Source organism: Rhodococcus sp. SJ-3, from assembly GCF_051918125.1.
Lineage (GTDB): Bacteria > Actinomycetota > Actinomycetes > Mycobacteriales > Mycobacteriaceae > Rhodococcus.
Window position 1 is genome coordinate 2,993,683 of sequence record NZ_CM123306.1, and the last position, 13,258, is coordinate 3,006,940.

A 13,258-nucleotide genomic window follows, 5' to 3' on the forward strand; every position below is an offset into this window, starting at 1 on the left:
CCGGCTCAGGCGGGGTTGGCGGCGAGCAGCTGCGCGCAGCGCAAGAGGCCGATGTGGCTGTAGGCCTGCGGGTGATTGCCCAGCGACCGCTCGGCGACCGGGTCGTACTCCTCGCTGAGCAGTCCGGTCGGGCCTGCCGCGGCGACGAGTTGTGCGAACAGTGCCTCCGCGTCGTTGCGCTGCCCGATGAGCAGATACGCCTCGACGAGCCACGCCGCGCACAGGTGGAAGCCGCCTTCGATGCCCGGTAGCCCGTCCTCATGGCGATACCGGTACACCGTCGAACCGCTTCGCAGTTCCGCTTCGGTGGCGCGGACCGTCTCGCGGAACCGCTCGTCCGTGGGATCGATCAGTCCGGTCAGCCCGATGAACAGAGTTGCCGCATCGAGGTCGGAGCCGTCGTATGCGGCGGTGTAGGAGCGGACGTCGTCGTTCCAGCCCTTCTCGAGGACCTCCTCCGCGATTTCGTCGCGCAGGGATTCCCACCCTTCACCGGCGGGGCGGGAGAACGTATCGGCGAGAGTGAGGGCCCGGTCGACGGTGAGCCAGCCCATCACCTTCGAATAGACGTGGTGTCGAGGGTTGTCGCGGATCTCCCAGATGCCGTGATCAGGTTCGAACCAGCGGCGCTCGACCGCTGTGACCATCGAGCAGACCAGCTCCCAGTCGCGATCGGTGAGCGCAGAGATCCGGTCGGCGCCGAGTGCATCACGCCGGTGAGCGATTGCGGCGATCAGGTTCACGATGGGACCGAACACATCGAGCTGAACCTGCTGGTTGGCCGCGTTACCGACGCGCACCGGTCGTGAACCGGCGTATCCGGGAAGGGAATCGAGAACGGCCTCCGGTGGCAACGGGCCACCCGCAAGCGTGTAGAGCGGGTGCAGGCGCTCGGGCCCGGGTAGGGTCTCGAGGACGTCGTGCACCCAGTCGAGGTAGTTCTCCGCCTCGACGAGGGAGCCCACGTCGACGAGCGCATGCGACGTCAGTGCCGCATCTCGCAGCCAGCAGTACCGATAGTCCCAGTTGCGTACCCCGCCGATCTCCTCGGGCAGTGAGGTGGTCACCGCAGCGAGAATCGACCCGGTCGGCTCGTGAACGAGGCCGCGCAACGTCAGTGCCGACCGCTTGGCGAGATCCGGCTTGAGTGTGGGGAGGTCGAGTTCGGCGGCCCACTGCCACCAGTACGCTTCCGCGTGTGCCCGCCGTTCCACCTCCGATGTCGGGTGCTTCTCGAGATCATCTGTACCGCAACGTAATTCCAAGACTATGTCGCCGTCGGCAGGATCGACGACAGCGTGGGCGGTCTGGTGGACGCCCTCGCTGGTGATGTCCCAGCGGACTCCCGGCGACCGCAGGACGAACGGTTCGTTGAAGCCGTGCACCCGTAGGCCTTCGTCGACGGCTTCGAGGACCACCTGGCCCTGGCCGAATTCGGGACGCGGTGCAAATGTCACGACCGCCGTTGCCCGGCCGGAGATGACCCGTGTCAGGTCGGTGCGGCCGGCCTCGACGTCGTGCGGCAGGTAGTCGATCACCGCGAGGCTCGCCCAGCGGGTCACGACCGTCATCGTCGAGTCGATGTACCGCTGACTCAGCGGAAGTGCTTCGCGCGTCGGTCCGATAGTGAAATGACCAGCAGCGTCGCCGCCGAGGAGATGCGCGAAGATCGCGGCCGAATCGGGCTCGGGATGACACAGCCAGGTGATGGTGCCATCGGGGGTGACCAGCGCCTTCGAACGCGGGCTTGCGAGCATGGTGAGTCGCTCGATCGGGCTGGCATGCGCACCCGAGAGCCACGTGCGGCGTTCTTCGAGAAGGAATGCCAGCGCCGCGATCACGTCCTCGGAGCGGTCCACCCGGTACTCGGCGACCGTCGCGCCTTCGCCCACCTTGATGCCGACGTCGGGTCCGCGCAAGGAAGCGAATGCCTTCTCGTCGGTGACGTCGTCGCCGAAGAACACGGCGGCGCTGGAGGCTTCCTGGTGCCGGATGATGTCGAGTGCGCTGCCCTTGTCGGTCGGGACGACGGACAGCTCGATGACGGCCTTGCCTTCGGTGACCTGGATGCCGGGCAGCAACGCGAGGTCGCCGCGTACCGCAGTCAGGGCGTGTTCGGCGTCCCCGCACTCGGCGTTGCGTACGTGGAGGGCGGCGCTGGCGGGTTTCGCCTCCACCCTGGTACCGGGGAATCGGCTCGCGATGGCCTCGAGTCCCGTGACGATGTAACGGAGCCGGCTCTTGGATTCGTCGTCGATCGCGTGCACGAATCCGACATCGAACTCGGAGCCGTGACTTCCGACGAGCTTGACCTCCACCGGCAGACGTGAAAGCGCTGCCAGATCCTTGAGCGCGCGCCCCGAGATCACCGCCGCGGACGTCGCAGGCAGAACCGCGAGGCCCCGCATGGCGCGGACTGCTTCGGCGTGCGGATGAGCGTTGTCGGGATCCGACACGATGGGAGACAAGGTGCCGTCGTAGTCGCTCGCAACCAGCAACCGGGGCGCGCGTGCGACGGCGGCCAGCGCCCGGCGCAGCTCGATGGGGAGGTCTAGTGCGCTCACCTGTCCCAAGGTAGGCGAAAAAGCCGGTGCACCCACCCGTGTGGAGGCAATCGCGGGGGTGTTTCGCGTTACACCCGCGAAGTGCTGGATGAAAGAGTCGTTCTGCTCAGGAATCGCTGCGCGACTCGGCGCCACCCGGCGTGGAGTAGACCTCGCGGGGGGAATCGCCGAGCAGCAGGTCGACGGTCAGTTCCAGGCGGCGTGCAACGTCGGTGGCCGAAGACCGGCGAGTCAGCCACGCCACGAGGTTGGACAGCCACACATCGCTGATGACGCGCGCTATCGCGAGTTCTTCCTCGGTGGGTTCGCCTTCGTTCATCGCCTTGGCGAAGAGTCGGTCCATGAGCTTGCCCACCTGGTCGACCTCGGCGGCTGCCGACGCGTCGGCGAACATGAACGCCCGTGTCATTGCCTCGGTGAGCAGCGGGTCGCGTTGCATGGCCTTGGTGATCAGGCTGAGGATCAGGTGCATGCGTTCGAGTGGACTGTGTCCGGGCGGGATCTTCCCCCTGCCCTCGATGCGGGCGAACTCACGTCCGAGTGCCGAGACCAGCAGGTGCACCTTCGACGGGAAGTACCGGTACAGCGTGCCCACCGCGACATCTGCGCGTTCCGCCACGGCGCGCATCTGCACGGCCTCGTATCCACCCTTGGACGCGAGCGTCAGGGTGGCATCGAGTATCCGCTTGCGCCGTTCCTTCTGGGCGTTGGAACTGAGATCGTCCTCGGTGAGGGCGGCCAGGGTTCCGTTGCCGTTGGAACGCGAGCGGGACGGGGTGACCATAGATCGTTTCCTCACACCTTGACTCTGGACCGGTGTCATATTAGAACACGTTCTAGGTAATGATGTCATTTCGAAAGGTCGGAGTCCCGCTGTGAGTATTGCCATGACAGAGGAGCAGCGGGCCGTTCAGGCCTCTGTTCGGGCCTGGTCACGAGGCGTGGAGCCGGTGTCGAGGATACGTCGCGACCCCGGTGACGCCTGGCGCGAGGGCTGGGCATCGCTCGCCGAACTCGGCCTGTTCGGTGTTGCTGTTCCGGAAGAGGCCGGCGGGCTCGGTGCCACTGTGGTCGACCTGGCCGTCATGCTCGAACAGGCCGCGCACGAACTTGCCCCAGGACCCGTCGTGACCACCGCGGTCGCAGCGCTCGTGTTCGGTCGCGGTGGGGACGCAGTAGGGAAGACGGCCGCCCTGCTGGCCGAAGGCGCACTGCCCACGGCCCTCGCACTCGACCCGGTCGCCGCGGAACTCACTGCCGACGGGGCTGTGCTCACCGGCGGAGCCGGTGCCGTGATTGCGGCGGAGTCCGGTGTCGCAGTTCTCGTCCGCCTCGACACCGATGCCGATGGGGCCGAGCGCTGGGCGTTGGTGGACTCCGATGCGCCGGGCCTGCATCTGGACGCGCTCGAGACGATCGACAAGTCTCGACCCCTCGCACGGGTACGACTCGGCGGGACGGTTGTTCCCGCCGAGCGAATGGTGCAAACCCCACCGGGATTCGTCCGCGATCTCATCGTTGCGCTCTCGGTAGCCGAACTCGCCGGTGTCGCAGGCTGGGCACTGACCACCGCCGTCGAATACGCCAAGATCCGCGAGCAGTTCGGCAAGCCCATCGGCTCGTTCCAGGCCATCAAGCACTTGTGCGCGGAAATGCTTTGCCGCACAGAGAAGATCCGAACCCTCGCCTGGGATGCGGCTGTCGCCGCGGATTCAGATGCGGCAGAGCTGCCTGTTGCGGCTGCTGTCGCTGCCGCGGTGTCACTGGACGCCGCCGTGGAGACCGCCAAGGATGCGATCCAGGTACTCGGCGGAATCGGTTTCACGTGGGAGCACGACGCGCACTTCTACCTGCGGCGTGCGGTCGCCACGCGGCAGCTGCTCGGGGGTTCGACCACGTGGCGCGCACGCCTGACCGATCTGACCCGCGGAGGTGCGCGCCGTCATCTCGGCATCGATCTGTCGGGGCATGCCGCCGATCGTGAACGCATCCGCGGCGAGATTGCGGCGATCGCTTCGCGTCCTGAATCCGAGCACCGGGTAGCACTTGCCGAATCAGGTTGTCTCGCACCGCATTGGCCGGCTCCGTACGGGCGCGGGGCCGGGCCGGCCGAGCAGCTGCTGATTCAGGAAGAGCTCGCTGCCGCGGGTATCTCGCGTCCGGACCTCGTGATCGGCTGGTGGGCGGTGCCGACCATTCTGGAACACGGAACCGCCGAGCAGATCGAACGTTTCGCGATGCCCACCCTCCGCGGCGACATCGTGTGGTGCCAGCTGTTCTCCGAGCCCGGTGCCGGATCGGACCTCGCGGCACTGCGTACCACAGCGGAGAAGGTCGACGGCGGTTGGAAACTGCAGGGGCAGAAGGTATGGACTTCGCTCGCGCACCAGGCGGACTGGGCCATCTGCCTGGCTCGCACCGACCGGGACGTTCCGAAGCACAAGGGCATCACATACTTCCTCGTCGATATGAGATCTGCGGGCATCGCCGTCGCACCGCTTCGGGAGATCACCGGCGACGCGTTGTTCAACGAGGTGTTCCTCGACTCGGTGTTCGTGCCCGACGACTGTGTCGTCGGTTCACTCGGCGGCGGCTGGAAACTTGCCCGGACCACATTGGCGAACGAGCGGGTCGCGATGGGCGGAAAATCGTCGCTCGGTCCCGCGATCGAAGAGCTCCTCAGCCTGGCTGCACCGGGCGACGCGGTGGCCGACGACCGCATCGGCGTCCAGATCGGTGAGGCGCTGGTCGGTTCGCTGCTGGACCTGCGCACTACGCTCGCGCAACTCGAGGGACAGGACCCGGGGCCTGCGTCGAGCGTGCGGAAGCTGATCGGAGTGCGTCAGCGGCAGGACACCGCGGAGCTCGCGATGGATCTTGCGGGGGAGGCCGGGTGGGTGGAGGGCCCCCTGACCCGCGAGTTCCTCAATCTGCGCTGCCTGAGCATCGCGGGCGGCACGGAGCAGATTCTGCTCACCGTCGCCGCTGAACGCCTCCTGGGGCTACCCAGGAGCTGACGGAACGGAGTCCCGAAGGTCGGGACGAGCTCGACGGTGACTCCCCGAGGCGTGCACGATACGGGCAGATGGCGGTTTCGCCGACACCGGAATGGTGCTACAACTAGAACACGTTCTAACTAGAAGGCGGTTACGGTGGATTTCGCACGTGACGAGACGCAGGAGGAAGTGGCCGGAGTTGCCGCCGACCTGCTCGGTCGGGGGCTCGACTCCGACGAATTGTGGTCTGCGCTCGCGGGCGCGGATCTCCTTTCGCTGGCACTACCCGAACGACTCGGGGGTTCCGGACTCGGAGTCGCCGAGGCCCTCACCGTCCTCACCGAGGTCGGCCGCGCTGCGGCACTGGTCCCGGCGCTACCCACCATCGGGTTCGGTGTGCTCCCGGTACTCGCACTCGCGACCGAAGAGCAGCAGGACGCGCTGCTGGGCGAGGTTGCCTCCGGAGGAGTCCTCACCGCAGCACTCGCCGAACCGGGCCGGCCCTTCCCGCAGACGCCCTCCGCCACAGTCGTCGAGGTCGACGGTGGTATCGCAGTCACCGGTTCGTTCGTCGCGGTGCCCTACGCGGATCGCGCGCAGAGCATCCTCGTTCCCACCAACGCCGGAGTCGTCGCAGTAGCGCCGGACGCCGACGGAGTGACCCTGCTCGAGAGCCCCACCTCGGCGCACACCCCCGAATTCTCCGTCCGGCTCGAGTCCGCAGTCGGTACGCGGCTCGGCGGCGGCGACGCAGCGTCCGACGTCCAGACCCTGTACAGCCTCGCGACAACGGGGATCGCCGCGCATTCCGATGGACTACTCACCGGAGCCACCGAACTCACCGCGAAGCACGTGAGCGAACGCCACCAATTCGGCAAGCCGCTCGCGGCCTTCCAGGCCGTCGCACAGCAGATTGCCGACGTCTACGTCACCGCCCGTACCCTGCACGTTGCGGCACTGTCGACGATCTGGCGGATCTCCGAGAATCTCGACGCTGCAGATGATCTCGACGTCACTGCCTACTGGATCGCCGCGGAACTGCTCCCGGCGATGCGCGTGCTGCATCACCTGCACGGCGGCATCGGCGTCGACGAAACCTATCCGATGCACAGGTATTCGTCTCTGGCCAAGGATATTGCGCGCCTGCTCGGCGGCGCTTCGTACCGACTCGACCTCGTGGGGGCCCGGTGTTCATCGAACTGACCGAAGACCAGCGCGCACTGCAGACCGAACTGCGCGGCTACTTCTCCAACCTGATCTCGCCCGAGGAGGCCGAGATCATGCGCACCGAGCGGCACGGACCCACCTACCGAGATGTGATCCGGCGCATGGGCAAGGACCGCTGGCTGGGCGTCGGCTGGCCCAAGGAATTCGGCGGCCACGGTTTCGGTGATGTCGAGCAGCAGATCTTCGCCAACGAAGCCGTCCGGGCCGACGTGCCCCTGCCCAGCGTCACTCTGCAGACCGTAGGCCCGACCCTGCAGGTGTACGGCACCGACGAGCAGAAACAGAAGTTCCTGCCCGCAATCCTCGCCGGTGAAGTCCATTTCGCCATCGGCTACTCCGAGCCCGAAGCGGGAACCGACCTCGCGGCGCTGCGCACCACTGCCGTCCGCGACGGCGACGAGTATGTGATCAACGGCCAGAAGATCTTCACCACCGGCGGTCACGACGCCGACTACATCTGGCTCGCCGCTCGCACCGGTTCCGCGGATTCCCGCCACCGGGGCATCTCGGTGTTCATCGTCGACACCAGCGATCCCGGCTTCAGCTGGACCCCGATCATCACCGCCGATGGCGCCCACCACGTCAACGCCACGTACTACAGCGACGTGCGAGTGCCCGCGAGCATGCTCGTCGGCGAAGAGAACAAGGGCTGGCGCCTGATCACGACGCAGCTCAACCACGAGCGCGTCATGCTCGGACCGGCAGGCAAGGTTGCGGGCATCTACGAGCACCTCGTCGAGTGGGTGCGCAAACACAAGCTCACCGACGAACCCGAGGTGCGCCGCGCACTCGGTGAGATCCACGCGACGTACCGGCTCAACGAACTGCTCAATTGGCAGGTGGCGTCGAGCGACGGAGACGCCGTGGACATCGCCGACGCGTCGGCCACCAAGGTTTTCGCCACCGAGCGCATCCAGCGGGTCGGCATGCTCGCCGAAGAGATCGTCGGACGCTACGGGGATCCCGCCGACCCGGATACCGGTGCGCTGCTCAGCTGGCTCGACATGCAGGCCAAGCGGAACGTCGTCATCACCTTCGGCGGCGGCGTCAACGAGGTGATGCGGGAACTGATCGCAACAGCCGGTCTCGGGATGCCCCGGGTGCCGCGATGACGGAGGCGAACACGATGAGCACAGCCGAAGAGATCCTCGCCTCAGCCGACGCGGTTCGTGCCGATGGGGCCTCCGCCCCCCGCTGGGGGCGCGACCCGGTGAACATGCCGATGGTCCGAAACTGGGTGGAGGCGCTGGGGGACGACAACCCCATCTACACCGACGAAGCCGCGGCCATTGCGGCCGGTCACGGAGGTCTCGTCGCACCTCCCGCGATGGCGCAGGTGTGGACGATGCGCGGCCTCGGCGCCGAACGGGAGAAGGATGATCCACTCGGCCGGATGACCGCCATCCTCGACGAGGCCGGTTACACATCGGTGGTCGCGACCAATTGCGACCAGATCTACCACCGCTACCTTCGCCCGGGTGAAGAGGTGACGATCGAGTCCACGCTCGAGGACGTCGTCGGACCCAAGAAGACCGGACTCGGTGAGGGGTGGTTCTTCACCACCCGCAACATCTGGAAGGTCGGCGACGAAGCGGTCGCCGAGATGATCTTCCGCATTCTGAAGTTCGCGCCCCCCGCCTCAGATGGTGGAGCATCGAAGACGGTTGCAGCGCAGCAGGTACCGGAGGATCTCGACCCGACCCGCATGCTCCGCCCGTCCGCGTCGCACGATACGAAGTTCTTCTGGGACGGTGTCGCCGAGCACGAGCTGCGGATCCAGCGCCGGCCCGACGGGTCACTGCAGCATCCGCCGGTGCCCGCGCTGTGGCTCGACAAGAACGAGACGACCGACTACCTGGTCTCGAGCGGTCGCGGCACCGTGTTCAGCTTCGTGGTGCACCACGCGCCGAAGGCCCCCGGAAGGCAACTCCCGTTCGTGGTGGCGCTGGTCGAACTCGAGGAGGGGGACAGGGGCGAGCGAAGCGACGGGGGAGGAATCCGCATGCTCGGCGAGCTGCGCGACGTCGACCCATCCGACGTGAAGATCGGAATGCCCGTCCAGGTCACCTATCTCGACTTCCCCGGCGACGACGAGACCGGCGGAAGCCCCTGGACTCTCTACGCATGGCAACCCCGTGAGGAGGACGCGTGAGCACACCCGCGACGACGGTGGGGGAGAAGCTCCCACCTCTGTCCATCCACGGCGACCCGACCTTCGTCATCTCGACGGCATTGGCCACCAGGGATTTCCAGGACGTCCACCACGACCGTGACCTGGCTCAGCAGCGCGGCTCGAAGGACATCTTCGTCAACATCCTCACCGACACCGGACTGGTCCAGCGGTACCTGACCGACTGGGCCGGACCGCGTGCCGTCGTGAAGTCCATCTCGCTGCGCCTCGGTGTCCCGTGGTACGCGTACGACACGCTCACGCTGAACGGTACCGTCGCCGGCATCGCCGACGACGGAGTCATCACCGTCGATATCGTGGGCAGCAACTCACTCGGCAACCACATCGTCGCGAAAGCCACGTTCCTCGCAGGTGAGGGCGCATCCGAAGGAGGAGCCGCATGAGCGGGCTGTCGCGTAAGGCTGCGATCGCCGGAATCGGCGCGACCGATTTCTCCAAGGACTCCGGGCGCAGCGAACTGCGCCTCGCCGCTGAAGCGGTGACCGATGCCCTCGACGACGCCGGACTCACGCCGGCCGACGTCGACGGACTCGTCTCCTTCACGATGGACACCAACACCGAGGTGGCAGTCGCGCGGTCGGTCGGTATCCCGAGCCTGAAGTTCTTCTCCCGCATCCACTACGGCGGCGGGGCTGCGGCCGCGACTGTGCAGCAGGCCGCGATGGCCGTCGCGACCGGTGTCGCCGACGTCGTCGTCGCCTACCGTGCTTTCAACGAACGCTCCGGTGCCCGCTACGGGCAGGTGAACGGTGCCCTTGCAACCCAGGTGAATTCATCGGGTACCGACAACGCTTTCTCCTACCCGCACGGCCTGAGCACCCCCGCCTCGTTCGTCGCGATGACCGCGCAGCGCTACATGTACGTCACGGGCGCCACCAGTGCAGACTTCGGTGCCGTCGCGGTCGCCGACCGCAAACACGCGGCGACGAACCCCAAGGCGTTCTTCCACGGTAAGCCGATCACGATCGAGGATCACCAGAGTTCCCGGTGGATCGCAGAGCCGCTGCACCTGCTCGACTGCTGCCAGGAATCCGATGGTGGTGTGGCGCTTGTGATCACGACTCCGGAGCGTGCCGAAGACCTGAAGCACGCGCCGGCGATCATCACGGCGGCTGCGCAGGGCAGCGGGCCGGATCAGTACATCATGACCAGCTACTACCGGGACGGCCTGACGGGACTGCCCGAGATGGGCATCGTCGGCAATCAGCTGTGGGAGCAGTCGGGTTTGACTCCGCAGGACGTGCAGACCGCGGTGCTCTACGACCACTTCACCCCGTATGTGCTGATGCAGCTCGAGGAACTCGGCTTCTGCAAACCCGGCGAAGCGAAGGATTTCATCGCCGACGGCGGAATCGAACTCGGCGGGCACCTGCCGCTCAACACCCACGGTGGCCAGCTCGGTGAGGCCTACATCCACGGCATGAACGGCATCGCCGAGGGCGTCCGCCAGATTCGCGGGACGTCCGTGAACCAGGTGGAGACCGTCGAAAATGTACTCGTCACCGCGGGTACCGGTGTCCCGACGTCGGGTCTGATGCTGTCCCGGTCCTGACCCGGCGTACTCCCGGTCGGCGGGAGAATTCCGGGCGCGACACCGGACTGTGGTGTAGACCGGGTCAGTAGCCAGGAATCGAGAAGGGAACGGCATGAGCAACTTCGAGGGCAAGGTCGCGTTCGTCACGGGAGCCGCTCGCGGCCAGGGGCGCTCGCACGCACTGGCATTCGCGGAGGCGGGAGCGAATCTCGTCCTGTGCGACCGCTGCGAGGATTCGCCCGTCGTGCGCTACCCTCTCGCCACCGAGGACGACCTCGCGGAAACGGTGCGTCTGGCCGAAGCCGCAGGTGCGAAGGTCGTCTCGGAGAAGCTCGACACCGCGGATCGCGCCGCGATGGACCGGCTCGTCGCACGCGCCCACGACGAGTTCGGCCGCATCGACATCGCGGTCGCCAACGCCGGGGTGTCGACGGCGGCGCCGGTCCAGTCGATGCCGCAGGCCATGTGGGACGAGACGATCTCGTCGAACCTCACGGGTGTGTTCAACACGATCGCGTCCGTTGCCCCGGGGATGATCGAGCGCGGATACGGGCGGATCGTGACGATCTCGTCGATGCTCGGGCGCGCCGGAAACACCAACATGGTGGCCTACGGTGCATCCAAGTGGGGTGTCATCGGCCTGACCAAGAGCGCCGCGCTGGATCTCGCGCAGAACGGGATCACCGTCAATGCCATCGCACCCGGCAATATCTCCACTCCGATGATCCACAACGACGCGCTCTACGGCATGCTCCGGCCCGATCTGGAGAACCCCACGGCCGACGACGTCGCTCCCGTCTTCACGTCGCTACATGCCCAGCCTGTGCCGTGGCTCGAGCCTGCTGAGATCACCCGCGCGGTCCTGTTCTTCTGTGACGAGGCGTCCGCACACATCAGCGGAACCGTGCTCCCGATCGACGCGGGGAACGCCGCGCGCGTCACCGGATAGGTCTGCTCACGGCTCCGACCCGACGGCTCGGGTCGGTAGTCGACCCGTCCCGAACAGTGCCGCGACCGCAATCAACGCTGTCGCGGCGAACGCCACCTGCAGGGCCTCGAGGCGCGCGTCGCTGTTCACGGCAACGACGGCGTCGCGCGTCGGCTCGTCCAGGCCCGTGGTCACCAGCGCGTTGTCGAGTTCGGTGTTCGACAAGAACGGCACTCCGTTCGTGATCTGCGTGGTGGCCTGTTGCTGGACGGATGCCGGGATCTCCGGGTTGTCCTCGATGCCTCCGGCGACCGAGGTGGTCAGCGTCGCGATGAGGATCGAACCGATCAGTGCCGTGCCGAGCGACGCGCCGAGGTTGGTGGCGGTGTTCTGCACACCGCCGACCTCTGCGCTCTGCGCATCGGGCACCGCGGACACCGTGATCGCCCCGAGCTGTGAGGACAGGGCCCCGAGGCCCAGGCCCATGAACAGCATCGGAATCGCGACGACCGCGGCGTTCGCGCCGGGATCCATTCCGGCGGTGAGGATCGTGATTCCCACGATCATCGACGCGAGTCCGAGTCGTACCACCCGTCGAGGGTTCGCGTGTGGCCGGAGTTTGGGGATACCGGCCGCAGCCAGGACGAGTGCGATCGAGAGCGGAAGGATTCGCACGCCGGTCTCGAGTGCGCTCAATTCCAGCACCACCGACAGGAACAGCGGGACTGCGAAGAACACCCCGGCCTGTACTGCGAACTGTGCGAAGAACATCGTCACTCCACCGGTGAGCTGGCGGTTCTCGAACAGCGCCGGATCGACGAGTGGATCGCGGCCCTTGCCGATCAGCGCGTGCTGCCGTCGCATGAGCAGATAGAGCACGAGCAACCCGCCGAGCACCAGCCAGATCACCGGTGACATGCCGATGACCTGCGGACCGGAGGGCGATGCGAGCACCCATCCCCATTCGCTCGACCGCAGCACGCCGTACACGATCATCGCGAGCCCCGCGACGGACAGGATCGCGCTGGGCACATCGATCGAGACCGGCGACGGCGGGACATCTCGAACCCGCCGCAGCACGAGCAGGATCAGCGCCACCACCACGACCTCACCGAAGAATACGTACCGCCACGAAGCGAAGGTCGTCACGGCGCCGCCGAGCAGGGGACCGACGGCGACGGCCATCGCGCCGGCCGCCGCGACGAGACCGTAGGCTGCGGCGCGACGTTCCGGTGGGAAGTTCGCGGCGACGAGCGAGACGATCGCCGGCATGATCAGGGCCGCGCCGATGCCTTCGAGGAGCGACCATCCCACCAGCAGGATCGGAAGATTCGGGGCGAGCCCGGTGACGAGCGAGCCGACGCCGTAGATCACGAGACCGATGCCGAAAGCGCGGCGTCGCCCGAGTGCCGCGCCGATCTTGCCGCCCGTGATCATCAGGGACGCCATCACCAGCGTGTACAACGTGATCGCGGTCTGGATACCGGTGATCGTCGTATCCAGGTCCTGCGCGACAGTCGCCATCGATACGTTCATCACCGAACTGTCGAGCGTCATCAGGAATTGGCCGGACGCCAACACGGCCAGGATCAGAGCGGAGCCGGATCGACTGTCCGGCGCCGAATCGACACCACCCGAATCGCGACCAGTACTCATGGTGAACCGGCTTCCGAGTCCAGAAGTGAATCCCGCAGTGCACACAAAGTACAGCAGCCCGGCGCGGCAAAGGAGTGACTCGATCGAACTCCACGCCGGGCTCGCGGGCAAAAATCGGTCGCACGTGTCGGTGCCCTGGTGCACACTGGGCGAGCACCCGAA

General features: G+C 66.7%; 10 protein-coding genes. 7 read left to right on the top strand and 3 right to left on the bottom strand.

Annotated elements, in window-relative coordinates; translation table 11 throughout:
- Positions 1-5: 5 nt before the first annotated feature.
- Complete coding sequence (gene otsB / locus ACTDXD_RS13865; RefSeq protein WP_440122915.1) at positions 6-2,564, bottom strand: trehalose-phosphatase; 2,559 nt, start codon at positions 2,562-2,564, stop codon at positions 6-8.
- Between the two features lie 106 nt (positions 2,565-2,670).
- Complete coding sequence (kstR, locus tag ACTDXD_RS13870) at positions 2,671-3,348, bottom strand: cholesterol catabolism transcriptional regulator KstR (protein ID WP_440122916.1); 678 nt, start codon at positions 3,346-3,348, stop codon at positions 2,671-2,673.
- 91 nt (positions 3,349-3,439) lie between these two features.
- Here kstR and ACTDXD_RS13875 point away from each other — a divergent pair, with 91 nt between their 5' ends.
- The 7 genes from ACTDXD_RS13875 to ACTDXD_RS13905 all read left to right on the top strand — a co-directional run bounded on the left by ACTDXD_RS13875 (position 3,440) and on the right by ACTDXD_RS13905 (position 11,461).
- Entirely contained in the window at positions 3,440-5,581 is a 2,142-nt protein-coding gene (locus ACTDXD_RS13875; RefSeq protein ID WP_440122917.1) for an acyl-CoA dehydrogenase, read from the top strand.
- 135 nt (positions 5,582-5,716) lie between these two features.
- Entirely contained in the window at positions 5,717-6,763 is a 1,047-nt protein-coding gene (locus ACTDXD_RS13880) for an acyl-CoA dehydrogenase family protein (protein WP_440122918.1), read from the top strand.
- Positions 6,748-7,899, top strand: coding sequence for an acyl-CoA dehydrogenase family protein (locus ACTDXD_RS13885; protein ID WP_440122919.1), 1,152 nt, complete (start codon positions 6,748-6,750; stop codon positions 7,897-7,899). Before ACTDXD_RS13880 ends, ACTDXD_RS13885 begins: the two co-directional genes overlap by 16 nt.
- The gene (locus tag ACTDXD_RS13890; RefSeq protein WP_440122920.1) at positions 7,896-8,939 is read left to right on the top strand and encodes a bifunctional MaoC family dehydratase N-terminal/OB-fold nucleic acid binding domain-containing protein; all 1,044 of its coding nucleotides are present in this window, start codon (positions 7,896-7,898) and stop codon (positions 8,937-8,939) included. The genes ACTDXD_RS13885 and ACTDXD_RS13890 overlap by 4 nt, the downstream gene beginning before the upstream one ends.
- A complete protein-coding gene (locus tag ACTDXD_RS13895) occupies positions 8,936-9,361 on the top strand; it encodes a MaoC family dehydratase (protein WP_440122921.1) in 426 nt (141 codons plus the stop codon). Before ACTDXD_RS13890 ends, ACTDXD_RS13895 begins: the two co-directional genes overlap by 4 nt.
- On the top strand, positions 9,358-10,530 hold the full coding sequence (locus tag ACTDXD_RS13900) for a lipid-transfer protein (protein WP_440122922.1): 1,173 nt from the start codon (positions 9,358-9,360) through the stop codon (positions 10,528-10,530). Before ACTDXD_RS13895 ends, ACTDXD_RS13900 begins: the two co-directional genes overlap by 4 nt.
- Positions 10,531-10,624: 94 nt before the next feature.
- Complete coding sequence (locus ACTDXD_RS13905) at positions 10,625-11,461, top strand: mycofactocin-coupled SDR family oxidoreductase (RefSeq protein WP_440122923.1); 837 nt, start codon at positions 10,625-10,627, stop codon at positions 11,459-11,461.
- A 6-nt stretch (positions 11,462-11,467) separates the two neighbouring features.
- On the opposite strand, the gene ACTDXD_RS13910 is transcribed toward ACTDXD_RS13905, so the two are convergent.
- Positions 11,468-13,096 carry an MFS transporter gene (locus tag ACTDXD_RS13910; RefSeq protein ID WP_440122924.1) on the bottom strand — a complete coding sequence of 543 codons (1,629 nt, stop codon included), beginning with the start codon at positions 13,094-13,096 and terminating at the stop codon, positions 11,468-11,470.
- Positions 13,097-13,258: the final 162 nt, after the last annotated feature.

Coding starts and splice junctions, on each gene's coding strand:
- kstR (WP_440122916.1), bottom strand. CDS start 3,348: ATGGTCACCCCGTCCCGCTCGCGTTCCAACGGCAACGGAACCCTGGCC.
- ACTDXD_RS13890 (WP_440122920.1), top strand. CDS start 7,896: ATGACGGAGGCGAACACGATGAGCACAGCCGAAGAGATCCTCGCCTCA.
- ACTDXD_RS13900 (WP_440122922.1), top strand. CDS start 9,358: ATGAGCGGGCTGTCGCGTAAGGCTGCGATCGCCGGAATCGGCGCGACC.
- ACTDXD_RS13905 (WP_440122923.1), top strand. CDS start 10,625: ATGAGCAACTTCGAGGGCAAGGTCGCGTTCGTCACGGGAGCCGCTCGC.
- ACTDXD_RS13910 (WP_440122924.1), bottom strand. CDS start 13,096: ATGAGTACTGGTCGCGATTCGGGTGGTGTCGATTCGGCGCCGGACAGT.